Origin of the sequence: Streptomyces azureus (genome assembly GCF_001270025.1) — a bacterium.
GTDB classification, from domain to species: domain Bacteria; phylum Actinomycetota; class Actinomycetes; order Streptomycetales; family Streptomycetaceae; genus Streptomyces; species Streptomyces azureus.
The window spans coordinates 24,222-46,748 of sequence record NZ_DF968362.1 but is presented as its reverse complement, the minus strand read 5'-3'; the positions used below and the strand labels follow the sequence as shown (position 1 = coordinate 46,748).

Annotated in this window: 18 protein-coding genes and 2 pseudogenes; 9 read left to right on the top strand and 11 right to left on the bottom strand. The window is 72.6% G+C overall.

Going from position 1 to position 22,527, the window contains the following annotated elements; translation table 11 throughout:
- The 5 genes and pseudogenes from AOQ53_RS41785 to AOQ53_RS29015 form a co-directional block, all read right to left on the bottom strand.
- Positions 1-273, bottom strand: a pseudogene (locus AOQ53_RS41785) (sensor histidine kinase); the annotation flags it as partial.
- Between the two features lie 126 nt (positions 274-399).
- On the bottom strand, positions 400-1,263 hold the full coding sequence (locus tag AOQ53_RS29030) for a maleylpyruvate isomerase family mycothiol-dependent enzyme (RefSeq protein WP_059421748.1): 864 nt from the start codon (positions 1,261-1,263) through the stop codon (positions 400-402).
- 72 nt (positions 1,264-1,335) lie between these two features.
- Positions 1,336-1,686, bottom strand: a complete 351-nt coding sequence (gene nirD, locus AOQ53_RS29025) for a nitrite reductase small subunit NirD (protein ID WP_059421747.1) — start codon at positions 1,684-1,686, stop codon at positions 1,336-1,338.
- Positions 1,683-4,280 carry a nitrite reductase large subunit NirB gene (gene nirB, locus AOQ53_RS29020; RefSeq protein ID WP_099054714.1) on the bottom strand — a complete coding sequence of 866 codons (2,598 nt, stop codon included), beginning with the start codon at positions 4,278-4,280 and terminating at the stop codon, positions 1,683-1,685. Before nirB ends, nirD begins: the two co-directional genes overlap by 4 nt.
- Positions 4,280-5,497: an NAD(P)/FAD-dependent oxidoreductase gene (locus AOQ53_RS29015; protein ID WP_059421745.1), complete on the bottom strand. Its 1,218-nt coding sequence runs from the start codon at positions 5,495-5,497 to the stop codon at positions 4,280-4,282. Before AOQ53_RS29015 ends, nirB begins: the two co-directional genes overlap by 1 nt.
- A 325-nt stretch (positions 5,498-5,822) precedes the next feature.
- Here AOQ53_RS29015 and AOQ53_RS29010 point away from each other — a divergent pair, with 325 nt between their 5' ends.
- Together AOQ53_RS29010 and AOQ53_RS29005 are read left to right on the top strand one after the other, a co-directional pair.
- On the top strand, positions 5,823-7,805 hold the full coding sequence (locus AOQ53_RS29010) for a zinc ribbon domain-containing protein (RefSeq protein WP_059421743.1): 1,983 nt from the start codon (positions 5,823-5,825) through the stop codon (positions 7,803-7,805).
- 18 nt (positions 7,806-7,823) lie between these two features.
- A pseudogene (locus AOQ53_RS29005) lies at positions 7,824-8,656 on the top strand (sulfite exporter TauE/SafE family protein).
- Here AOQ53_RS29005 and AOQ53_RS29000 read toward each other — a convergent pair.
- Entirely contained in the window at positions 8,616-9,518 is a 903-nt protein-coding gene (locus AOQ53_RS29000) for an NAD(P)-dependent oxidoreductase (protein ID WP_059421742.1), read from the bottom strand. The pseudogene AOQ53_RS29005 and the gene AOQ53_RS29000 sit on opposite strands and share 41 nt — an antisense overlap.
- 104 nt (positions 9,519-9,622) lie before the next feature.
- Between AOQ53_RS29000 and AOQ53_RS28995 the strand changes: the two genes are divergently transcribed.
- Positions 9,623-10,015 (top strand): winged helix-turn-helix transcriptional regulator, encoded by a 393-nt coding sequence (locus tag AOQ53_RS28995; RefSeq protein ID WP_059421740.1) that lies wholly within the window; start codon positions 9,623-9,625, stop codon positions 10,013-10,015.
- On the opposite strand, the gene AOQ53_RS28990 is transcribed toward AOQ53_RS28995, so the two are convergent.
- Both AOQ53_RS28990 and AOQ53_RS28985 read right to left on the bottom strand, forming a co-directional pair.
- Positions 9,953-10,621, bottom strand: coding sequence for a class F sortase (locus AOQ53_RS28990; RefSeq protein ID WP_059421739.1), 669 nt, complete (start codon positions 10,619-10,621; stop codon positions 9,953-9,955). The two genes, AOQ53_RS28995 and AOQ53_RS28990, sit on opposite strands and share 63 nt — an antisense overlap.
- A gap of 165 nt (positions 10,622-10,786) precedes the next feature.
- Positions 10,787-11,308 (bottom strand): hypothetical protein, encoded by a 522-nt coding sequence (locus tag AOQ53_RS28985; RefSeq protein WP_059421738.1) that lies wholly within the window; start codon positions 11,306-11,308, stop codon positions 10,787-10,789.
- Positions 11,309-11,577: 269 nt separating this feature from the next.
- Between AOQ53_RS28985 and AOQ53_RS28980 the strand changes: the two genes are divergently transcribed.
- A complete protein-coding gene (locus AOQ53_RS28980; protein ID WP_059421749.1) occupies positions 11,578-12,195 on the top strand; it encodes an NADPH-dependent FMN reductase in 618 nt (205 codons plus the stop codon).
- 28 nt (positions 12,196-12,223) lie between these two features.
- Here AOQ53_RS28980 and AOQ53_RS28975 read toward each other — a convergent pair whose 3' ends face one another.
- On the bottom strand, positions 12,224-12,640 hold the full coding sequence (locus AOQ53_RS28975; protein WP_059421736.1) for a gamma-glutamylcyclotransferase family protein: 417 nt from the start codon (positions 12,638-12,640) through the stop codon (positions 12,224-12,226).
- A 139-nt stretch (positions 12,641-12,779) separates the two neighbouring features.
- Between AOQ53_RS28975 and AOQ53_RS28970 the strand changes: the two genes are divergently transcribed.
- Complete coding sequence (locus tag AOQ53_RS28970; RefSeq protein WP_059421735.1) at positions 12,780-14,426, top strand: M4 family metallopeptidase; 1,647 nt, start codon at positions 12,780-12,782, stop codon at positions 14,424-14,426.
- Positions 14,427-14,511: 85 nt separating this feature from the next.
- Here the strand turns inward: AOQ53_RS28970 and AOQ53_RS28965 are convergent, their stop codons facing one another.
- On the bottom strand, positions 14,512-16,707 hold the full coding sequence (locus AOQ53_RS28965; RefSeq protein WP_059421733.1) for a molybdopterin oxidoreductase family protein: 2,196 nt from the start codon (positions 16,705-16,707) through the stop codon (positions 14,512-14,514).
- A gap of 312 nt (positions 16,708-17,019) precedes the next feature.
- Here AOQ53_RS28965 and AOQ53_RS28960 point away from each other — a divergent pair, with 312 nt between their 5' ends.
- The 3 genes from AOQ53_RS28960 to AOQ53_RS28950 are packed head-to-tail and all read left to right on the top strand — an operon-like array spanning position 17,020 to position 20,593.
- A complete protein-coding gene (locus AOQ53_RS28960; RefSeq protein WP_059421730.1) occupies positions 17,020-18,540 on the top strand; it encodes an amino acid adenylation domain-containing protein in 1,521 nt (506 codons plus the stop codon).
- A complete protein-coding gene (locus AOQ53_RS28955; RefSeq protein WP_059421728.1) occupies positions 18,537-19,805 on the top strand; it encodes a ferredoxin reductase domain-containing protein in 1,269 nt (422 codons plus the stop codon). The genes AOQ53_RS28960 and AOQ53_RS28955 overlap by 4 nt, the downstream gene beginning before the upstream one ends.
- A gap of 20 nt (positions 19,806-19,825) precedes the next feature.
- Positions 19,826-20,593: an enoyl-CoA hydratase-related protein gene (locus tag AOQ53_RS28950; RefSeq protein ID WP_059421727.1), complete on the top strand. Its 768-nt coding sequence runs from the start codon at positions 19,826-19,828 to the stop codon at positions 20,591-20,593.
- Positions 20,594-20,823: 230 nt separating this feature from the next.
- Here AOQ53_RS28950 and AOQ53_RS28945 read toward each other — a convergent pair whose 3' ends face one another.
- On the bottom strand, positions 20,824-21,522 hold the full coding sequence (locus AOQ53_RS28945) for a SanA/YdcF family protein (RefSeq protein WP_059421725.1): 699 nt from the start codon (positions 21,520-21,522) through the stop codon (positions 20,824-20,826).
- A gap of 214 nt (positions 21,523-21,736) precedes the next feature.
- On the opposite strand from AOQ53_RS28945, the gene AOQ53_RS28940 reads away from it, so the two are divergent.
- Complete coding sequence (locus tag AOQ53_RS28940) at positions 21,737-22,507, top strand: sirohydrochlorin chelatase (protein WP_059421724.1); 771 nt, start codon at positions 21,737-21,739, stop codon at positions 22,505-22,507.
- The last annotated feature ends 20 nt before the right edge of the window (positions 22,508-22,527 follow it).

Below are 22,527 nucleotides of genomic sequence, written 5' to 3'. Positions count from 1 at the left end.
GAGCACGAGGGAGACGTCCTCGCGGGCGAACAGGGGCTGCCAGGTGCGGTGCCGTTCCGATGAGACCGCGCCCAGGTCGACGGTGGCGGGGATCGCCGCGTGCTCCTCCAGCCGGGCCATCGCCAGCAGGTGCTCGACCATCCGGGCGAGCCGGTCCGTCTCCGTGACGGCGGCGGTGAGGCTGCCCCGGGCCCGGGCGGCGACGTGGGGCTCCAGGTTCTCCAGGCGCAGCCACAGCGCCGCGAGCGGGGTCTTCAGCTGGTGCGAGGGCTCATCGCGAACGCCCGGGCGCCGTCCGGAGCGGGAACTCAGCTGGCCCCTGCGGCGTCGCCGGCGCCTGGTCCAAGGCCTGTGACGCGGAAGCTGGGGCGGCGATCGATAGCCCGGCAGGGCAGTTGATCAGTAGACGATCGACACGATCCGGCACGCCGCCTCGGCGAGCCGTCGGTCGCCCTCGATCCGGGCCCGGGCGAGAGCGGCGGCCGGCTGGACACCTCGCGTGCACAGCCGCCAGGCGGTCTCCGCGTCCAGCTCCACGGTGGCCACAGGCCGGCCACCGGAATCCTCCGTCAGCGGCCAGCCGTCCTCCGCCAGGGACCAGCCCTCCGGCCCGGCGGTCACGGCCCAGGTGCCCCCTCCCGGGCCGGTGACCGTCAGCGCCACCCGCGTGCCGGCCGGCGCGGCGGTGTCCCGCAGCGTGTGGGGCAGGGCCCGCATGAAGGTGTCCAGGACCATGGACAGGGCCCGCGGCTCGGGGTCGGTGCCCAGCCCGGCCGCGTGCCGGATCTGCTGGCGGTGCGTCCAGTACTCCGTGAACTCCCGGGCGCAGTCCAGCCACAGCGGCGCCGGGTCCACCCCGGCCCAGGACACGCCCAGGGACGGCGCGTCCAGGTCGGCGCGCGCGAAGCGGCGGGCCAGTTCGGTGCCGGCCTCTTCCAGGGCGTCGACGAGCGAGGCCGAATCCATGCCCCGGTGGCGGTCGACCCACTCCTGGTTGGCGCGGTGGATGAACGCCTCCAGGGTCTCTCCCGGCGCGAAGGCGCCGAACTCCCGGTGGCCGAGACGGGCGCGGTAGTCGCCGAGGACGTGAGCGGAGACGTCGTGCACGGTCCAGCCCGGCACGGCCGTCTCGTTCCACTGACCGGGCCGCAGGCCCCGCAACAGCCCCAGCAGCGCTTCGAGTTCCGGCTCGAACAGCGGGCGGGCGTCGATCGGGGCGCCGAGCCAGGAGAGGCCGGGCCTGTCGTGCGGCTGCGCAACCATGGCCCCAGCTTGCCAGGCGGCAACAGAAACACCCCTCCGGGGAGGGGTGTTCCGAGCCGGGCGTTCGCGTTCCTACGCGGTGCGCACCTTGTACGTCGCCACCTGTACCGCCTCGTCGTCCAGGCACTGCCCGGACGCCAGGTCGAAGCGCTGCTTCAGCAGGGGCGAGGCGACGAACGGGCGGCCCTGGTGGGAGCCGGTCAGGCCGCGGGAGAGGACGGCCGCGCCGGTGAACGGGTCGCGGTTGTCGACGGCGAACAGCTCACCGGAACGGTCCCGGAAGATCGCCGCCTGGCGGCCGTCCGGCAGCAGTGCCGCCACCCCGCGGCCCGGGAGCAGCGTGTTCAGGTCGCAGACCGTGAACCAGTCGCCGTCCAGTGCGAGCTGGACCTTCAGGTCGGTGGTCTCAGGTGCCAGGGTCATCGCTGGGCGCTTCCTTCCAGTACGTCTTCGGCGGGTCGCATACCGATGGACAGCAGCGGCAGGTCGGGCTTCATCTGGTCGCGCTCGGGCACGAAGGCGACGACCGGGTCCGGGGTGTCCGGCGCGTTCACGAAGGACACGAACCGGGCCAGCTTCTCGGGGTCGTTGATGGTCTCCGCCCATTCGTCGCGGTAGTGCGCGACGTGCGCCTGCATCAGCTTCTCCAGCTCGTCGCAGATGCCGAGCGAGTCGTGGACGACGACGTCCCGCACGTGGTCCAGGCCGCCGGGGATCCGCTCCAGCCAGGTCGAGGTGCGCTCCAGGCGGTCGGCCGTACGGATGTAGAACATCAGGAACCGGTCGATCAGGCGGACCAGTTCGGCGTCCGACAGGTCCTGCGCGAGCAGGTCCGCGTGGCGCGGGGTGGCGCCGCCGTTGCCGCCGACGTACAGGTTCCAGCCGTTGGCGGTGGCGATCACGCCGAAGTCCTTCGACTGGGCCTCGGCGCACTCGCGCTGGCAGCCGGAGACGGCCGACTTCAGCTTGTGCGGCGACCGGAGCCCCCTGTAGCGCAGCTCCAGGTCGATCGCCATGCGGACGGAGTCCTGGACGCCGTAGCGGCACCAGGTCTGGCCGACGCAGGACTTCACCGTGCGCAGCGACTTGCCGTAGGCGTGGCCGGACTCGAAGCCGGCGTCGACCAGGCGGGCCCAGATCAGGGGTAGTTGCTCGACGCGTGCGCCGAACATGTCGATCCGCTGGCCACCGGTGATCTTCGTGTAGAGGCCGAAGTCGCGGGCGATCTCGCCGATCACGATCAGCTTCTCCGGGGCGATCTCACCGCCGGGGATGCGCGGGACGACCGAGTACGAGCCGTTCTTCTGGAGGTTGGCCAGGAAGTGGTCGTTGGTGTCCTGGAGGGCGGCCTGCTCACCGTCCAGGACGTAGCCGCTCGCGCCGATCGCCGGGGCCAGGGAGGCGATGATCGAGGCGACCGTCGGCTTGCAGATCTCGCAGCCGTCACCGCCCCTGGCCTCCTCGCGGCCGTGGCGGTCGAGCAGGTCCTGGTAGCTGTTGATGCGCAGGGCGAGGACGATCTCGTACAGCTCCTCGCGGGTCTGCGAGAAGCAGCCGCACAGGCCCTTGTCGACCTCGATGCCGCCGGCCTCCAGCTCGGCGTTGACGAGCTGGCCGAGGACCTTCACGCAGGAGCCGCAGCCCGTGCCTGCCTTGGTGCACTTCTTCACCTCGGGCACGGTCGTGCACTGGTGGTCGGTGACCGCGCCGCGGATCGCGCCCTTGGAGACGTTGTGGCACGAGCAGATGATCGCGTCGTCCGGCAGCGCGGACGGGCCGAGCTGGGCGGATTCCCCGGCGCCGGCCGGCAGCACGAGCGACTCGGGGGCGACCGGCGGGACCGAGCCGGTGAACGCCTTCAGTGTGCCGTACGCCTCCGCGTCGCCGACCAGGATGCCGCCGAGCAGCGTGCCGTCGCGGCCGATGACCAGCTTCTTGTACAGGCCCGCGCGGGAGTCGGAGTAGACGACGTCCAGGCAGTCCTCGGCGGTGCCGTGCGCGTCGCCGAAGGACGCCACGTCCACGCCGAGCAGCTTCAGCTTGGTGGACAGGTCGGCGCCGGTGAAGGCGGCCTCGTCCGCGGCGATCGTCGCGGCGGCGGTCTCGGCCTGCTCGTAACCGGGCGCGACCAGGCCGTACACCCGGCCGTCGGCGGCCAGCGCGCACTCGCCGATCGCGAACACGTGCGGGTCGTTCACCGTGCGGCACTGCTCGTCGACCGCGATGCCGCCGCGCTCGCCGACCGTCAGGCCGCAGTCGCGGGCCAGCTGGTCGCGGGGGCGGACACCGGCGGAGAACACCACCAGGTCGGTGGCCAGTTCGGAGCCGTCGGACAGCTTCATGCCGGTCACGGCGCCGTCCTCGCCGACGACGATCTCCTGCGTGCCGACGCCCGTGTGGACGCTCAGGCCCATCTCCTCGATGGTGCGCAGCAGGGCGGCGCCGCCGCCCTCGTCGACCTGGACGGGCATCAGACGGGGTGCGAACTCCACGATGTGGGAGGTGAGCCCGAGGCCCTTCAGCGCGCCCGCGGCCTCCAGGCCGAGCAGACCGCCGCCGACCACGGCACCCGTGGTGGCCTTCTTGGCGTACTCCTCGATCGCGAGCAGGTCCTCGATCGTGCGGTAGACGAAGCAGCCCTCGGCGTCCTTGCCCGGCACCGGCGGCACGAAGGGGTACGAGCCGGTGGCCAGGACGAGCACGTCGTAGTCGACGACGAGACCGGAACGGGCGGTCACCTTGCGCGCCTCGCGGTCGATCGTCTCCGCCGGGTCGCCGACGCGCAGTTCGATGCCGTGGTCCTCGATGAACCGCATGTCCGTCATGGACAGGTCCTCGGGCGTCTTGCCCGAGAAGTACGAGGTGAGCTGCACGCGGTCGTAGGCAGGACGTGGCTCCTCACAGAGCACGACCACGCGGTGCGTGGCGGTCAGGCCGCGCTCGGCGAGCGCTTCGAGGAAGCGCTGGCCGACCATGCCATGGCCGACGAGCACGATCGTGGGGGTGTCCGTGGACATCAGGAGCCTCCATCATTGGTAAGCAGGTGGAGCAGGGGGCCGCCGTCGGAGGGGAGCGGCTCTGCTCCCTCCCAGGCGCGCGCGAGCGCGCCGACGGTGCCGAGTTCGCCGACGAGGACCCCGCCGACCAGGCGGTCGTCGCGGACGACGACCTTGCGGTAGGTGCCGCGGGTGGCGTCGGCGAGCTGGACGACGTCGTCGCCCGGGAGCGCCTCCGTCTCGCCGAACGCGGCGAGGTCGAAGGGGCTGTCGTGCCCGTTCAGCGTGAGCCGTGTCAGGGAGCGGGTGCCGGTGTAGCGCGCGTCCGCGTCGCCGGCCAGCAGCTCCGCGAGCGTGTCGGCCTGCTCGAGTGCGGGAGTGGCGAGGCCGTAGAGGACGCCGTCGTGCTGAGCGCAGTCCCCGATGGCGTGGATGTACGGGTCTGAGGTGCGCAGCTCGTCGTCGACGACGACGCCCTTGCGGACGTCGAGGCCGGCGGCCTGCGCGAGACCCACCCGGGGGCGGACGCCGCAGGCCACCACGACGAGGTCGGCGTCGAGCGCGTACCCGTCGGCCATCTCCACGGAGCGGACGGCGCCGCCGACGCAGCGCACGTCCCGGACGCGGCACTCGGTGTGGACCTCGACGCCCAGGTCGGTCAGGTGCCGCTTGACGAGCTTGGAGGCGGCCGGGTCGAGCTGGCGCTCCATCAGCCGCTCGGACTGCTGGGCGAGGACGACCTGGGCGCCGCGCAGGGCGAGCGCTCGGGCCGCGGAGACCCCGAGGAGACCGCCGCCGATGACGACCGCCTTCGCCCCCGGCCGGACCGCCTTGGACAGGCCCAGGCAGTCGTCCATGGTCCGGAAGGCGTGGACGCCCTCGGGCAGCACGTGGTCGGGGGTGAACAGGCCGCGCAGGGGCGGCAGGACGGGGTTGGATCCGGTGGCGAGGACGAGCCGGTCGTATGCGATCACCGTGCCGTCGGCGCACTCGACGGTCCGCCCGTCGCGGTCGATGCCGACGACCCGGCCGCGCGTGGCCTGCGCGGGTGCCGGCAGGGCGATCACCTCGGGGCTGTAACGTCCGGCCAGCACCTCGGCGAGCAGCACCCGGTTGTAGGGCCGGTGCTCCTCCTCGCCGATCAGCAACGCGGGCGTGCCGAGCTCACCGAGCCGCCGGGCGAGCCGTACGCCCGCGAGGCCGGTGCCGATCACCACCACACGCTCATTCGAGGTCATGTCCTTGAGCGTGCGGTGCCGGTGTTACCCGGCAGCATCACGACTGTTTCCCACGGGGAACGCTGCCCTCAGCGGGTGCCGGGGGTGGGTGTGAGGGTTCCCGGGGTGCGGCGACGGCGGGCTGTGAGGAAGCGTCGCACGGGCCGTCGCATCGGCTCATGTGTTTCCTTTGTCGTCCGCAGTGATGCATCGTCGGTCGGTGTAGTGCCGTGTGTCCGGCCGGTCTCGGTGTCGTATGTGAGTGCGTGGATCGAATGGGTGACCTTTTCTCGGGAGTGTCGTTGATCGGATGACAGCACCACGGGCAGGAAGCGGGGGAGCGCCGGTGAGCCGGAAGGTGCCGCTGGGCGAGGGCGAAACGGCCCGAACTGCCTGTGCTCGTGGACTGCTGCGTACGGGCGTGGAGGAGAAGACGGGTGTGGTGCTGTCGGCCGCTGTGCTGGCGCAGCGGGTCGGCTGGGCGGCTGATCTGGTGTCCGGCATGGCTGGCGAACTGCTGGCCGAGCACTGGAACGCCGCCGATGTGGACGTCTTGGCCTCGGGTGAGGACGCGGGCGGGCGGAGGCTGCCGTCGAATGCGTGGATGGCGCTGCGCCGACTGGGCTGGACGGTCGCCCCGGCCGAGGGCGTGAGGGCCAATGACCGGATCGTGCGTATGGCCCAGGAACAGGCCGGGCGCGCTCTGCGCTCGGCCCACTGGCGGGCCGAGCTGACGTCCGCAGTTCTTCGGACGTGGCCGTGCGATCCAGGCAGGCGCACGCCTGAGGAGTGGGACCGGGTGCGGGAGGCGGTGCCCGGCGGCCGGTATCTCCCGTCGAGTGTGATCCGCTCCCGCACCCGGCAGATCACCGCCTTCGCCGGCAAGCACGGCCGTCTGCCGGCTGATGTGTTCGAGCTGGAGGCCCCGCCCCGGGCGGCGCGGATGCTGCTGCTGTCAGCGTGCGACGGCCAGCAGGCCACCATCGAACGCGGCGAGGGCGACCCGCAACGTGGGCTGCTGCGTCTTCAGCTGCCTACTCGGCCCGACCCGCGCTCCTACCGCGACTGGACATGGGTGGCCTGCCCTGTCACGCTGCCGCCGACGGTTCCGCCCGGCGCGGTGCTGCACCTGCCGACCCTCCGCCTCGCGGGCGCAAAGGTGCGTGCCGATCTGGCCTACACCCACGCCGTGCCGAAGACGTCCCGTACCGGGCACACCGTGGCGCTCGGTGTGGACTGGGGTCTGAACACCCTGCTGTCCGCGGGTGCGGCCCGGCTGCACGACGACGGGCACATCACCGCTCTCGGGCACGGCGCCCAGTTCCGGGCCGCGGGAGTTCTGGCCAGGCAGTACCGCCTGCGGCGCCTGTCGGAACACCTGCACGCCAAGGCCGCCCAGTATCAGCGGCTCATCGGCGCTGATACGCAGCATGAACTGTCCGGCAGACACCAGGTGCTGCAAGAGGAGATCCGCTGCGTGTCCGAGCGCAGGTCGAACCTCAACGACGCCCTCGCCTGGGCCGCCGCCCGCTGGGCCGTCGACCAGGCCGTCGCCGCCCACGCCACGGTCGTCTATCTGGAAGACCTGCGCTCGATGGAAGCGGGCGGCATGGGCCGCACTCATAACACGCGCATGTCCCAGACGGTGCGCGGGCGGATCGCCGACCGCATGCGGCATCTGGCCGCCGAGGCCGGGATCGCCGTCGTCACCGTTCCGCCCCGCAACACCTCCCGGCACTGCCCCCGGTGCCTGACCCTGCTGCGGCACCGCAAGGCCCCCGACCGCCCCACCGCACCGGGCTGGAAATGGGCCCTCTGCCCCGACCGGGCCGGATGCGGCTGGCAGGGCGACCGCGACCACGGCGCCTGGCAGCGCATCACCGCACGCGGCCTCACGCATCAGGACAAGACCGTCACCGACCGGACCACCGGGCAGATGGTGATCCACACGGTGGTGGACACGTTCGAGACCCAAGCGGTCATCACCCCGACCGCCCAGACCAGCCGGGCCGACCGGTCCAAGACCGGACCCACCCGGCGGAAAACCACATGCCACGCGCCCAGGCGACGCAGGGCACCCTCCCCCACCGGCCCCTCGGGTCCGGCGGGCAAGCGTCCGGAGGGACACGCACCAACGGGCCGAAGGACACTGCCCCGCGCAGCCCACCGGCACCAGGGCGTGACAGCGATCAGTACACCCACCACCCGCCGACACCGGCCACGAGGAGCAGCACTGGGCGCGGGCTTCCACCTACACGCCCACGCCACCCCTCCACGATGGGCACAAACCATGCCGGACGCTACGTCTGGCATGGGATCACCAAGCTGATCAGAGACGCTCCCGACCATGCCCGACATATCGCTGACCATGATCGTCCTGCTCTGCCTCGCGGCTCTCGCCGCCGGGTGGATCGACGCCGTGGTCGGCGGCGGAGGGCTCCTGCTGCTGCCGGTGCTGCTGCTCGGACTGCCGTCGCACACGCCCGCCGCGCACGCCCTGGGCACCAACAAGGCGGTCGCCATCGTGGGCACGACGGGCGCGGCGGTCACATACGCCCGCAAGGCCCCGGTGGATGTCCGCACGGCGGTGCGCATCGGGCTGGCCGCGCTCGCCGGATCGTCCGCCGGGGCCTTCTTCGCGGCCGGGATGAGCACCGACGTCCTCAGCCGGTGATCATGGTGGTGCTGCTCGGGGTCGCGGCCTTCGTGATCCTGCGGCCCGCCTTCGGCCCGGCCCCCGCGACCGGCCCGGCCACCCGGCGGCAGATCCTCGCGGCGATCGGCCTCGCGGGCCTCGGCATCGGCTTCTACGACGGTCTCATCGGCCCCGGCACCGGCACCTTCCTGGTCCTCGCCCTGACCGCCGCGCTCCACCTCGACCTCGTCACCGCCTCCGCCACCGCCAAGATCGTCAACTGCTGCACCAACGCGGGCGCCCTCGCGACCTTTGCCTGGCAGGGCGCGGTCCTGTGGCAACTGGCCGCCCTGATGGCCGTGTTCAACCTGGCGGGCGGCACCCTCGGCGCCCACACCGCCCTGAAGCAGGGCAGCGGCTTCGTACGGATCGTGCTGCTGACGGTGGTGTTCGCCCTGGTGGGGAACATGGCGTACGAGCAGTGGCCGGCCTGGTTCCGTGGCGCTAGGAGGACGCCCCCGCCCGCAGATCCAGCAGCTCGATGATCCCCGTACCGTCCTCGCCCCCGTGTCCCTGGGCGAGGCGCCGCTCCATCAGCGCCATGTACGGCGTCAGCAGCTCCGGGCTCACCCGCTGCTCCTCGGCCGTGCGCAGCAGCGTGGCGTTGCCCGCGACCTGCATGGCGAGATTCGAGACGACGTTCCTGGCGTAGTCGCCGCTCTCCAGCTGGTCGGCGGTCTGGTGCACGGCCGGGGCCATCGCGGTCAGCCAGTCCACGAGCAGCGGCGCGAAGTCCTTCGGGGCGATGTCCTCCGGGCGGATCAGCGCGAAGGCGTGCGTGACGCCCGCGAACATGCCGGTCATCGCGCTCAGCAGCGCCACGTCGTGGAGCGCGGCGAAGCCCGGGTCGGCCCCGACGTAGCGGGTGCCGGCCGGGACGGCGAGGGTGTCCCGGTGCTCGGCGAACAGCTCGGGGGAGCCGCTGTAGAAGACGTACCCGCCGGACTCCGGGGCCCCGATCATCGGCGGGACGGCCATGATCCCGCCGTCCAGGAAGCGGGCGCCGCGCGCTGCGGCCCAGGCGGCGCGGCTGCGGCCCTCGCCGGGCGTGCCCGTGGTGAGGTTCACCAGGTCCCGCCCCGCGAGATCGGCTCCGTCGAGGGTCTCGCCCACGGAGGCGTCGTCGAGCAGGCAGGCGACCACGAGCCGGTTCGCGGCCACCGCCTCGGCGGCGGTCCGGGCGATGGTGGCGCCCTCGGCGGCGAGGGGTTCGGCGCGGGAGGGGGTGCGGTTCCAGACGGTCACCGGGTGTTTGGCGGCGAGCCAGGCGCGGGCCAGGGCGGTGCCCATGTCACCGGTGCCGAGGAGGGTGAGAGGGGTGCGGGAGGCAACTGCGTTGTCGGTCATGGCGTTTAGGCTCGTCCGAGGGGAGCGCCCGCTCAAGTACGTACTTCGAAGTGGGTGGTTACCCCGGGGGAAGGGTCCAGGCAGGAGAAGGGGAGGGCTCGGGCATGGAGACGACGGGGCGGCGGCCGGGGGCGTACGTGTGCGGGATCGACGCGGCGATGGACGTGATCGGCGGCAAGTGGAAGGTGCTGATCCTCTGGGCGCTGAACGAGCGGCCGTGCCGCTTCGGCGAGCTGCGCCGCGAGCTGCCCGGGATCACCGAGAAGGTGCTCGCCTCGCATCTGCGGGAGATGGAGGCCGACGGACTGGTGCACCGCGAGGCGTACGACGAGGTGCCGCCCCGCGTGGAGTACTCGCTGACCCCCCGGGGCGTCTCCCTGAACGAGGCACTGGAACCGCTGGGGGCCTGGGGGAGGGCCAACGTCCTGGGAGGATCACCGGCTGCCGGTCAGATGCGCGAAGACCACGACGTTCCCCTGGTACCCGGAGCCGCGTGAATAGCCGCCGCCGCAGGTGATGACGCGCAGCTCTGGGCGGCGGGCGGCGCCGTAGACCTTCGCGTCGGGGAAGTCCTTCGCCGCGTACACCTCGACGGCGTCCACGGTGAACACCGCGACGCTGCCGTCCCGCCGGTCCACCTCGATCGTGCGGCCCTTGGCCAGGGAGCCGAGGCGGTAGAAGACGGCCGGGCCGTCGGCGTTGTCGACGTGGCCGGCGACGATGGCGGTGCCCCGCTCGCCGGGTGCGGTGCCGGCCTCGTACCAGCCGGCGAGGTTCTTCCGCTCGGCGGGCGGTACGTCGAGACTGCCGGTCCTCGTCAGGCCGAGGTCGGTCAGGGGCGCGTCCACCCGGATCGCCGGGATGCGGATGCGGTCGGGCGGCGAGGGCGGCAGCGCTGGCGCGTCGGGCCGCTCACCGGCCCTGCCGTCCTGCCCGTCCTGCCCGGCACGGGCCTGCGCGGCGGAGGGCTGCGGCGGGGCGTGCGTCTCGGCGCCGTTGCGCAGCAGCCAGGCCCCGGAGCACAGGGCGAACACCGTGACGGCCGCCATGGCGGCGTTGGCCGGGTTGCCGGACCTGCTGCCGTATCTGGGGAACCTGCGCATGGCCGACCCTTTCCTGATCCCCGATGGCCGTCCGGTTTGGACTCCCGCCCCCGGGCCCTCCCTGGTCCCGGGGGCCCGCCCCGTACCCCCTCCGGGCCGCGAGGGGCGTCGGACCCGGAGGGGAGGGGACATGCGGTACCGGTGACGGACAGCGGAGGATGTCCGTCAGATCCCGTCACCTCTCGCCCGGCGATGCAGGAGCCAGGTACCGCCCGCGGCGGCGACGGCGAGAGCCGCCACACCGGCCGCGGTCTGCACGGGATCGGGGCCCAGGGCGCCGCCGACCCCCGTCTTCACACTCCCTCGGGGGTAGACCTGCTGGTGCCCGGACGTCAGCGTGACCACCAGGTCACCGGTGACGCGCCGCCCGCTCCCGGTGCACGTCGCCGTGATCTCGTACGTCCCCGGCTGCGCGCTCGGCGGCACCCTGAACCGCCCGGTCGCGTCCTGCTCGTGCGGGCCCGGCGCGAGGTTGAGGGGACCGGCTCCGACCGCGCTGGCGTCACCCGTCGCCGTGCCGCCGTCGCCGCAGGCCGCCGTGCGCACCGTGACCTGTCCGCCCGGGACGACCGAGGACGGAGACACCTCCACGTCGTCGGCGGGCGCGCCGTACGCGGGGGCGGCGGCGAGTGCCGCGGCGGCGACGGCGAGCGCGGTACCGGTCAGCGGCCGGGCGGTACATCGCATCGGTGCTCCTCCGAGCTGTCGTTCGTGCACCTGCCCTTCCGAGGTAACGGCCGGCGCGGCGCCCGCGCTTTCTGATAGGGCGTCAGAATTGGGGTGAATGGGTGTCAGGGGGAGGCGGACAGGCTGCTCCTCGTAGGTATTTGGGCAGGTCACAGGCGTTGAGTGGGCGGGGGATGGAAAAGCGGGGGGTGCGCGTGTGAACGGGTGACCCGGATGCCGTGCCCCTCGGGCTTGACCTCAAGGAAGGTTGAGGTATGAGGCTGTGCCGCATGAACACAGCCGTTACGAACGCACCCACCCCTGTCCAGCCCGCGACCGAGCCCCTCCGGGTGACCCTTGTCGTCGGCAGCAACCGCCACGGCCGCTTCGGCCCGGTCGTCGCCGACTGGCTCCTCGGCCGCCTCAGGGGCCGGGGCGACCTGGTCGCCGAGGTCGTGGACGTCGCCGACGTCGATCTGCCGACGTCCTTCGAACCGACCCCCGAGGCGACCGCCGCGCTGTCCGGCGTCACCCCGAAGCTGGACCGCGCGGACGCCTTCGTTGTCCTCACGCCCGAGTACAACCACTCCTTCCCGGCGGGCCTGAAGAACCTCGTCGACTGGCACTTCGCCGAGTGGCAGGCCAAGCCCGTCGCCCTCGTCTCCTACGGCGGAGTGTCCGGCGGCCTGCGCGCATCGGAGCACCTCCGCCAGGTCTTCGCCGAGCTCCACGCCGTGACGGTCCGCGACACCGTCTCCTTCCACAACGCCGGCGCGTCCTTCGACGACGCGGGCACCCTGCACGACCCGTCCGGCCCGGACGCGGCGGCAAAGGCCATGCTGGACCAACTGGTGTGGTGGGGCCGGGCGTTGCGCGAGGCGAGGGCGAAGACGCCGTACGCGGGCTGAGCCCCGGCCGCACTCCTTCCCGCGCCCGTCAACTCCGCGCCCGCCAGTCCCCGCCCGCGATGGGCCTCCCCCGGGTCCGGAGCCGTGCGGCGACGGCGGGTGCGGCGATGTACACCCAGGCCCGGACAGTCGCCCCGTCCGTGTCGCGTACGACCTTCCGCTCGACGCGTTCGTACAGGCTGCGCGGGTCACCCGGCACGTAGTCCTCCAGCCGGTCCAGCTCGGCGAGCAGCTCCGCGTACATCTCCGGGTGCGCGGTCACCAGCTCCCCGGACACGACCCCGCCGCCCGGCTCCTCGACCGCGTAGGGATAGCCCGGCCCCTCGTACAGCACCGCGCCCGGGAGCCGCCCCGGTGCCTCGGAGCGGGTGCGGCCGCGCAGGAAGAGGTCGTGGTTGACCTCACCCGGGCGGAGGGTGCCGTAGACGAAGAAGGGGAGGGTCACAGGAACGATTCTCCACCCTCACACACCTGCACACCGGGCCTATGGACATGACATGTCCGGGCCGACTTGACTCGCGGTCAACATCAACGCCGCACCCGGTCGACCCCACGCGACCGGGTGCGCCCGTATGAGGAGACCGATGAGTCGGATACGTCATGTCCGAGGGTCCCGTCCCGCCATCGCAGGCGTGGCCGTCACCGGCACCGCCGCCCTGCTGGCCGCCGCGCTCTCACCCACCGCCCTGGCGGAGGACCGGCCGACCCGGTCCGACGCGATCGAGAGTGCCGGGACGGTCCTCGCCGACCGGGCCGCGGAACTGGGCCTCACCCCGGCCCAGGAGACGAAGGTCCGGGACGTGGTCGTCGACGAGGACGGCACCCGGCACGTCCGCTACGACCGCACGTACCACCGACTCCCGGTCCTGGGCGGCGACTTCGTGCTCCACCTGAACCCGGACGGCACCTACCGCGGCGCGAGCCGGGCGACGAAGTCCGCGCTCTCCCTCGAGAGCGTCACCCCGAAGGTGAGCGCCCCCAAGGCCGCCGACCTCGCCGCGAGCCTGCTGCGCGCCGCGCACCTCGGCGAGACCCTCAAGAAGCTGACCGCCAAGCCCCGGCTGGTCGTCGACGCCCTGCACGGCGCCCCGAAACTGGCCTGGCAGACCGACGCGGTGGCGCACGACGACCTCGGCAACCCGGTCGGGCGCACGGTGCTGACCGACGCCACGACCGGCGACCGGATCGACGCCTGGGACACCCTGGAATCGGCGTCGGGCGACGGCAAGTCCCTCTACGGCGGCACGGTTGCGCTGGAGACGACGCAGTCCGGGTCGTCGTACCGGCTGAAGGACGCGACCCGGGGCGGCACGTACACGGGCGACGCGGCGAACAAGACGGACCAGTGCCTGCTGACCATCTGCCTGACCCGTGCCCCCGCGACGGTCTTCTCGGACGCCGACAACCACTGGGGCACGGGCGCGGACTCCGACCGCGCGACCGTGGCGGTGGACGCCCAGTACGGCACGGACGTCACCTGGGACTACTTCAAGAACCTGCACGGCCGCAACGGCATCGCCGGCGACGGCAAGGGCTCGTACAACCGCGTCCACTACGGCAAGGACTACAACAACGCCTTCTGGGACGACAACTGCTTCTGCATGACGTACGGCGACGGCGACGGCAAGCTGCTCGGACCGCTGGTGTCGCTGGACGTGGCCGGGCACGAGATGTCCCACGGCGTGACCTCGAAGACGGCGGCGCTGACGTACTCGGGCGAGTCCGGCGGCCTGAACGAGGCCACGTCGGACATCTTCGGCACGCTCGTGGAGTTCTACGCGGACAACGCCAAGGACCCCGGTGACTGGCTCATCGGCGAGAAGGTCGTCCGCTCCGGGCTCGGCCGGGAGGCCCTGCGCCGCATGGACTTCCCGTCGAAGGACGGGAAGTCCGCCGACTGCTGGAGCGAGGGGCTGGCCGACCTCGACGTGCACTACTCCTCGGGCGTCGGCAACCACTTCGCCTACCTGCTCGCGGAGGGCAGCGGCGCGAAGACGATCAACGGCGTCAGCCACAACTCCCCGACCTGCGACGACTCCACGGTGAACGGCATCGGCCGGGCCAAGCTGGGCAAGGTCTGGTACCGCGCCCTGACGGTCTACATGACGTCCTCGACGGACTACACGGGTGCCCGTACGGCGACGCTGAACGCGGCGAAGGACCTCTACGGCAGCGGCAGCACGGAGCAGAAGGCCGTGGCGGCGGCCTGGAGTGCGGTCAACGTGGGCTGAGCCACCCGGCAGTGGGCGAGGAAACCCAGGGCCGCACCGCCATGGAGGAGGAAACCCAGGGCCGCACCGCCATGGAGGAGGAAACCTAGGGCCGCACCGCCTCCAGCCGCACCGCGCACGCCTTGAACTCCGGCATCCGGGAGGTCGGGTCGAGCGCGGGGTTGGTGAGGGAGTTGGCGCGGCCCTCGCCCGGCCAGTGGAACGGCATGAAGACCGTGTCGGGCCGGATGGTGTCCGTGATCCGGGCGGGCGCCACGGCCCGGCCCCGCCGGGACACGACGGCCACCGGATCGCCCTCGGCCGCCCCCAGCCGGGCCGCCAGCCGCGGGTGCAACTCCACGAACGGCCCGGGCGCGGCGGCGTTCAGCTCCGCCACACGCCGGGTCTGCGCCCCGGACTGGTACTGCGCCACGACCCGCCCGGTGGTGAGCAGCACGGGGTACTCGTCGTCCGGTTCCTCGGCGATGGCCCGGTGCGAGACGGGGACGAAGCGGGCGCGTCCGTCGGGGGTGGCGAAACGGTCGAGGAAAAGGCGCGGGGTGCCGGGGTGGGCAGGGCCCGTCGTGTCCACCGTGGCTGCCGCCGTGTCCCCCGTGGAGGCCGGGCGGCCCATCGCGCCCCGTTGCGCGCCAGGGCCACCCGCCCCGTCCTGGTCCCCCGTCAGGCCCTCCGGCTCCACCGCCGGACAGGGCCAGAACACCCCGTTCTCCTCCACCAGCCTGCGGTACGTGATCCCCGAGTAGTCCGCGGGACCGCCCGCGCTCGCCCGGCGGAGCTCTTCGAAGATCTCCTCCGGGTCGGTCGGGAAGCCCTTCTCCACGCCCAGGCGGGCGGCCAGTTCGTGCATGACCTCGAGGTCGCTGCGGATGCCCGCGGGCGGGGTGATGGCCTGGCGCCGCAGCAGTACGCGGCCCTCCAGGTTGGTCGTCGTGCCCGTCTCCTCGGCCCACTGGGTGACCGGCAGGACCACGTCCGCGAGCGCTGCCGTCTCCGACAGGACCACGTCGCAGACGGCCAGGAAGTCCAGGGATTTGATGCGCTCCTCGACGTGCGCGGCACGCGGCGCCGACACCACCGGGTTGGACGCCATCAGCAGCAGGGATTTGATGTCGGTGCCCAGCGCGTCCAGCAGCTCGTAGGCACTGCGCCCCGGGCCGGGCAGCGAGTCCGGATCCACGCCCCACACGTCGGCGACGTGCCGACGCGCCGCCGGGTCGTCGAGCTTGCGGTAGCCCGGCAACTGGTCGGCCTTCTGGCCGTGTTCGCGGCCGCCCTGCCCGTTGCCCTGCCCGGTCAGGCAGCCGTACCCGGACAGCGGGCGCCCCGCCCGGCCGGTCGCCAGGCACAGGTTGATCCACGCGCCCACCGTGTCGGTGCCCTTGGACTGCTGCTCGGGCCCCCGTGCCGTGAGCACCATCGCCGACTCGGGCTCGCAGAACAGCCGTACCGTCTCCCGCAGTTCGGGGACGGACACCCCCGTGATCCGCTCCACGTACTCGGGCCAGTGCGCCATCGCGGCGGCCCTGGCGTCCTCCCAGCCCACGGTCCGCTCCCGGACGTACTCCTCGTCCACCCGTCCCTCGGCGATCACCAGATGCAGCAGGCCCAGGGCGAGTGCCAGGTCCGTGCCCGGCCTGGGCGCCAGGTGCAGGTCCGCCTGCTCGGCGGTCTTCGTGCGGCGCGGGTCGATGACGATCAGCGTGCCGCCGTTCTCCTTCAGCTCGGTGAAGAAACGCAGGGACGGCGGCATGGTCTCCGCGAGGTTCGACCCGACCAGGATCACACAGCCGGTCTTAGGGATGTCCTCCAGCGGGAACGGCAGCCCCCGGTCGAGACCGAACGCCTTGATACCGGCCGCCGCGGCCGACGACATGCAGAAACGGCCGTTGTAGTCGATCTGGGACGTGCCGAGCACGACCCGCGCGAACTTGCCGAGCGTGTACGCCTTCTCGTTCGTCAGACCGCCCCCGCCGAACACCCCGACCCCGTCCGGCCCGTACTCCGCGCGCGTCCGGCGCAACCCTTCGGCGATCCGGTCCAGAGCCTCGTCCCAGGAGGCCGGCACCAGTGTGTCCCCCTCGCGCACCAGCGGTGACGTCAGCCGCACGTTCGAGGCCAGCACCGCCGGCGCCGTACGGCCCTTGCCGCACAGCGCGCCCCGGTTCACCGGGAAGTCCGTACGCTCGCTCACCTCGACGGTCCCGTCCGGCGCGGGCGTCAGGTTCATCCCGCACTGCAGGGCGCAGTACGGGCAGTGCGTGGGCGTGGCGGTGGTCTGCATACCGTTCAGCGTGCTTCGGCCGTGTTACGTCCGGGACGGTTCCCTGTTACGCGGCAGGGACGGCAACCTCCCCGCCGCCGCCGCTCCCGCGTGAGGCATACGCCTGCCCACCTTCAGGTCGCCGCCGACCGCCACGGACGTTGCCCTTGTGATGAAAAACGCCACATGTGGCTCATTGCGCTCCTTTCTTGGCTGATCCGACCTCGTTGAGAGTTGAATCAGTGCCACTACGCTCTCGCTACGCGCAGCGCTCGCACGACTCCGAACGGCGTTCGACTCCCACACTCGAAACAGCCAGGAGGCCAACCGAACATGCCTCTGCGCCATCTGACCCCCCAGGACCGGCACCTGTTCCGGCAGTACGGCCGGGGCCCCACCGTCCCCGTCCCCGACCCGCTCCTGCACCACGCCGTCGCCCGGCACGCCGCGGCCGCCCCGCACGCCGTGGCCGCCGAACACCAGGGCACGCACCTCACCTACGGCCAGCTCGACCGGCACGCCGACGCCCTCGCCGCCCGCCTCGTCCGCGAGGGCGTACGCCCCGGCGACCACGTCGGCCTGTTCGTCCGCCGCTCGATCCCGATGCTCGTCGGCCTGCTCGGCATCCTGAAGGCCGGCGCCGCCTACGTCCCGCAGGACATCGGCCTCGCACCCCCGGCCCAGCTCACCCACGTCATCCGCACCGCCCGGACCCGGGTCGTCCTCACGCTCGCCGAACACGCCCACCGCGTACCGCTGCCGGACGGCCACCTGCTGCTCGCACTCGACGAGCCGCTGCCGTACGCCCCGGCCCCGCGCCTGCGCGTCACCGGCGACGACGGCGCTTACGTCCTGTTCACGTCCGGCACCACCGGCCGCCCCAACGGCGTGAAGGTCACCCACCGCAACGTCGCCAACATCCTGCTCACCGAGCCGGGCGGCCTCGGCATCCGCCCGGGCGACCGGGTCGCCCAGCTCCTCAACATCGCCTTCGACATGGCGGCCTGGGAGATCCTGGGCTGCCTCGCCCACGGCGGCACCCTCGTCATCCGCGGCAAGGACATCGCCGCGGCGGCCCGCACCGCCGACGTGCTGATCGCCACCCCGACCGTGCTGTCCGGCCTCGACCCCGCCGCCTGCCCGCGCGTGCGCACGGTCGCCGTCGCGGGGGAGCCCTGCCCGCGCCCACTGGCCGACCGCTGGGCCCGGCAGGCCGTCTTCCACAACTGCTGCGGCCCGACGGAGACCACGATCGTCAACACCATGGGCCGCCACGACCCGGCCGCCCCGCTGCTCACCATCGGCCGCCCCACCCCCAACAACACGGTCTACGTCCTCGACGCCGACCGGCGCCCCCTGCCCGTCGGCGAGACCGGCGAGATGTGGGCGGGCGGCGACTGCGTCTCCGCGGGCTACCTCGGCAACGACGCCCTCAACGCCGAGCGCTACGCCCCCGATCCCTTCCTCGGCGGCGGCCGCCGTATGTTCCGCACCCGGGACCTCGGCCGCTGGACTCCCGACGGTGAGCTGGAGCACCTCGGGCGCACCGACGACCAGGTCAAGGTGCGCGGTTTCCGCGTCGAGCTGGACTCCGTCTCCTCCGTCCTGGAGACGGCCGCCGGCTGCACCCGCGCCGTCACCCTGAAGCGCGACGCCCGCACGCTGGTGTCCTTCGTCTGCCCGGCCGACGTCGACCCGGACACCGCCCGCCGCGCGGTCGCGGACGCCCTGCCCTACTACTGCGTCCCCGAGCAGGTCCTGCCCCTGGCGTTCCTCCCCGAGACCGACCGCGGCAAGGTCGACAAACAGGCCCTGCTGGGAATGCTCGACGAGCGCGTGGCGGTGGCCCGATGACCACGTCCCCCGCCCGGACCCACCAGGACATCGGCGAGCTCCCGCCGCTCCTGCCCGCCCCCCGCCGCCTGCTCAAGCACCCCCGCCTGATGCACTACAACCGCCTCGCGGCCCTGGTGCTCCTGGCCAACGCGGCGTTCCTGTGGGCCGCCGGGCCCCCGGCCACGCCGACCCTCGGGCACGCCGCCCTCGCCAACCTCGCCCTCGCCGTCCTCGTACGCCAGCAGTACGTCATCAACCTCCTGTTCCGGCTGGCGACCTCGGCCCCGGTGAGCTGGCCGCTGAAGGTCCGCTGGACGCTCGGCAAGGTGTACCACTTCGGCGGGCTGCACGTGGGCGGGGCGCTGGCCGGGGCGGCCTGGTTCCTGGCCCTGACGGTCGCGGTGACCCGCGCCGGAACGGACCTGCCGCTGATCACGGTGAGCTGGACCCTGGTGGCCCTCCTCGCCCTGATCGTCGCCACCGCGCTGCCCCCCTTCCGCTCCCGCCACCACGACCACTTCGAGAAGATCCACCGCTTCGGCGGCTGGAGCGCCCTCGCACTCTTCTGGACCCACACCCTGCTGTCCGGCCAGGGACCGGTACCGCTCGCGGTCCTCGCCGTCGTCACCTTCAGCGTGGCCCTGCCCTGGCTGCGGCTGCGCAAGGTGGACGTCCGCACCGAACGCCCCTCCCCGCACGTGACGCTGGCTCACTTCGACTACGGCGAGACCCCCTTCGCGGGCTCCTCGACCGCGATCAGCCGCAGCCCGCTGAAGGAGTGGCACTCCTTCGCCAACGTCCCGGCCCCCGGCCGCTCCGGCTTCCGGCTCACCATCTCCCGCGCCGGTGACTGGACCGGCTCATTCATCGACGACCAGCCCTCACGGGTGTGGGTGAAGGGCATCACCACGGCCGGAGTCGCCAACATCGAGGTCCTGTTCAGGAAGGTGGTCTACGTGGCGACCGGCAGCGGCATCGGCCCCTGCCTGCCCCACCTGCTCGCCGCAGAGGTCCCCTCGCGCCTGGTCTGGGCGACCCGCGACCCCCGCGCCACCTACGGCGACGCCCTCGTCGACGAGATCCTCGCCGTCCAGCCGCACGCCCTGGTCTGGGACACCTCCCGGCACGGCAAGCCCGACATGGTGCGGCTCGCCCACGCCGCGTACCGCGACTTCGGTGCGGAGGCGGTCATCTGCATCTCCAACAAGCGGCTGACCTGGCAGGTGGTGCACGGTCTGGAACGGCGCGGCGTTCCGGCGTACGGCGCGATCTGGGACTCCTGACCCCCGTAAGGAGAAGGCAGATGAACAACCTGAAGGTCGAGCGCCACGGCCGCGTGGTGACGGTACGCCTGCACCGCCCGCACGTCCGCAACGCGCTCAGCAGCGAGCTCCTCAACGAACTCCTGGCCACCCTCCGCCCGTTGGACGCGGACCCCGGGACCGGCTGCTTCGTCGTCACCGGCTCGGAGGGGGTCTTCGCGGCAGGCGCCGACATCAAGGAGATGGCCCCGAAGTCGGCCGTGGACATGGCGGCAGAGGACTACTTCGCAGCCTGGGAGGAGTTCGCGGATCTCCACACCCCGAAGATCGCGGCCGTCAACGGCCCTGCTCTGGGCGGCGGTTGCGAGCTGGCGATGATGTGTGACCTGGTCTTCGCGGGGGAGTCGGCGCTCTTCGGCCAGCCGGAGATCAGGCTGGGCGTCATCCCCGGTATCGGCGGCACCCAGCGGCTGACCCGTCTGGTCGGCCGGGCCAAGGCGATGGACCTGATCCTCACCGGCCGCACGATGGACGCGCGGGAGGCCGGAAGCTGCGGTCTCGTCTCCCGAGTGGTCCCGGACGACCGCGTCCTGCCCGAAGCCCTCGAAGCGGCGGCGACGATCGCCTCGTACGGCCGCATGGCGGTCAGGGCGGCTCGCGAGTGCGTCGACCAGGCCCTCGAAACCGGCCTGCGCGACGGCATCCGCTTCGAACGCCGCGTCTTCCACGCCCTGTTCGCCACCGACGACCAGAAGGAGGGGATGACGGCGTTCCTGGAGAAGCGCCCACCAGTCTTCCGCGGGCTCTGACAGCCGGGGGCGGGACGCGCGGAGCGCGTCGGCCGGGCCCCCGCCCCCGGCCACGTTCAGGGGCTGTGTCTGGTCAGGACACGGCCCCGGTCAGCACTCGTACGCGTAGTACGGGTTGTCGCCCGCCTCCAGACCGATCCCGACTTCCACGCTGGCGGAGATGGTGCGGCCAGCAGCGCGGCCGCGGCGGCCGTGACCAGCGCGGAGCGCAGTCGAGTCATCGTCCGGATTCATCCGGGAGTCTCTTCGGCCGTGGCCAACGCCCGCTCCACGCCCGGCTCTCGGGGCCCGAGGAACCGGGGGTCCGGCCGGAACACCGCGTCCAGAGCCGCCTTCCCGGCGGCGAGGATCTCCCGCGCGCCCCCGTAGTACCAGGTCGCGTCATGCACGGCGTCCACCCCCACCCCGTACGACTCGACCCCCGCCGCCTGACACAGAGCCACCGCCCGCCGGACGTGGAACCCCTGGCTGATCAGCACGGCCTCGTCCACCCCGAAGATCTTCTTCGCCCGCACACAGGAGTCCCAGGTGTCGAACCCCGCGTAGTCGCTGACGATCCGCCCGTCGGGCACCCCGTGCCGCGTCAGGTACACGCGCATCGCGTCCGGCTCGTCGTAGTCCTCGCGACTGTTGTCCCCGGTGACGAGCACCACCTCGACCCGCCCCTCCCGGTACAGCCCGGCCGCCGCGTCCAGCCGGTGCGCGAGGTACGGCGACGGCTCCCCGTCCCACAACCCGGCACCGAACACCACGGCCACATCGGTACGCGGCACGTCCGCCGCCGTCCGCAGCCGGTCACCCGCGACCACATGCATCCAGGTCGCCGGAAGCACCGCGAGCACGCACCCGGCCATCACGGCCTGCACGAGCCGCCGCTGCCCTCGCCGGGTACGCGGCAGCCGTGGTCTGCGGAACGTCACACGACGCATCGGCGGTCCCTCCCCAGGTCGGCCCCTCGACAGTCAGGGACGCCCGCGCGGGCCGCCCGGTTCATCCGCGTACGCGTGACCAGCTTCACTCGTTACACGGAAACTCCAGGTCAAGCAGCCTCACACCACGCCTGTCCCGCATCGTGAACCGCCGGAAAACACCCGTGACGCCCACGCAACGGGAAGGCAACGTGCGGCGGCGACCATCGGTTGCATGCCCAGTCAGCTCAGTCTCGTCCCGCAGCCCGCCACGCGCCGCCCGGCTCCGCCCGCCCTCGTGGCCGTGGCGCACGGCAGCCGCGACCCCCGTGCGCTGAGCACCGTACGCGCGCTCCTGGACCGCGTCCGCGCGCTGCGCCCCGACGTGCCGGTGCACCTCGGGCACATCGAACTGAACGCCCCCCTGCTCCCCGACACGCTCGCCGCCCTGGGAGACACGGAGGCGGTCCTGGTCCCCCTCCTCCTCAGCCGCGGCTACCACGTCAAGCAGGACATCCCCGAGATGGCCGCGGCCTCCCCGGCCCGCACCCACGTGGCGGCCCCGCTGGGCCCGCACCCCCTGCTGGTGGACGCCCTCCAGGCCCGCCTGACGGAGGCCGGCTGGGGCGGGACGCCCCGCCGCACCAGCGCGGTGGTACTCGCCGCGGCCGGCTCCCGCGACCCGGACGCCAAGACGGACACCACCCGCACGGCCCACCTCCTCGCGGCCCGCCTGGGCGTTCCCGTCATCCCGGCCTACGCCTCGGCGGCGACTCCGACGGTGGAAACGGCCGTCCGCGCCCTGCGCGCGAGGGGCCGCCGCCACATAGCCCTGGCCTCCTACTTCACGGCCCCCGGCCGCTTCGCCACGGAGTGCGCCCAGGCGGCCCCGTGGATAGCGGCGGCCCCCCTCGGCACCCACCCGTCCATGGCCCACCTCCTCCTCCACCGCTACGACGAGGCTCTGGCGGCCAAGGCGACCCGGATGCAATTGGCTTCGGCCTGAAAGCGGGCGGCGGGACCATG

Excerpts from the sequence above, each read along its gene's own strand:
- AOQ53_RS29030 (WP_059421748.1), bottom strand. The coding sequence starts at position 1,263 with ATGGTTGCGCAGCCGCACGACAGGCCCGGCCTCTCCTGGCTCGGCGCC.
- nirD (WP_059421747.1), bottom strand. The coding sequence starts at position 1,686 with ATGACCCTGGCACCTGAGACCACCGACCTGAAGGTCCAGCTCGCACTG.
- nirB (WP_099054714.1), bottom strand. The coding sequence starts at position 4,280 with ATGTCCACGGACACCCCCACGATCGTGCTCGTCGGCCATGGCATGGTC.
- AOQ53_RS29015 (WP_059421745.1), bottom strand. The coding sequence starts at position 5,497 with ATGACCTCGAATGAGCGTGTGGTGGTGATCGGCACCGGCCTCGCGGGC.
- AOQ53_RS29000 (WP_059421742.1), bottom strand. The coding sequence starts at position 9,518 with ATGACCGACAACGCAGTTGCCTCCCGCACCCCTCTCACCCTCCTCGGC.
- AOQ53_RS28995 (WP_059421740.1), top strand. The coding sequence starts at position 9,623 with ATGGAGACGACGGGGCGGCGGCCGGGGGCGTACGTGTGCGGGATCGAC.
- AOQ53_RS28990 (WP_059421739.1), bottom strand. The coding sequence starts at position 10,621 with ATGCGCAGGTTCCCCAGATACGGCAGCAGGTCCGGCAACCCGGCCAAC.
- AOQ53_RS28985 (WP_059421738.1), bottom strand. The coding sequence starts at position 11,308 with ATGCGATGTACCGCCCGGCCGCTGACCGGTACCGCGCTCGCCGTCGCC.
- AOQ53_RS28980 (WP_059421749.1), top strand. The coding sequence starts at position 11,578 with ATGAACACAGCCGTTACGAACGCACCCACCCCTGTCCAGCCCGCGACC.
- AOQ53_RS28970 (WP_059421735.1), top strand. The coding sequence starts at position 12,780 with ATGAGTCGGATACGTCATGTCCGAGGGTCCCGTCCCGCCATCGCAGGC.
- AOQ53_RS28965 (WP_059421733.1), bottom strand. The coding sequence starts at position 16,707 with ATGCAGACCACCGCCACGCCCACGCACTGCCCGTACTGCGCCCTGCAG.
- AOQ53_RS28960 (WP_059421730.1), top strand. The coding sequence starts at position 17,020 with ATGCCTCTGCGCCATCTGACCCCCCAGGACCGGCACCTGTTCCGGCAG.
- AOQ53_RS28955 (WP_059421728.1), top strand. The coding sequence starts at position 18,537 with ATGACCACGTCCCCCGCCCGGACCCACCAGGACATCGGCGAGCTCCCG.
- AOQ53_RS28950 (WP_059421727.1), top strand. The coding sequence starts at position 19,826 with ATGAACAACCTGAAGGTCGAGCGCCACGGCCGCGTGGTGACGGTACGC.
- AOQ53_RS28945 (WP_059421725.1), bottom strand. The coding sequence starts at position 21,522 with ATGCGTCGTGTGACGTTCCGCAGACCACGGCTGCCGCGTACCCGGCGA.
- AOQ53_RS28940 (WP_059421724.1), top strand. The coding sequence starts at position 21,737 with ATGCCCAGTCAGCTCAGTCTCGTCCCGCAGCCCGCCACGCGCCGCCCG.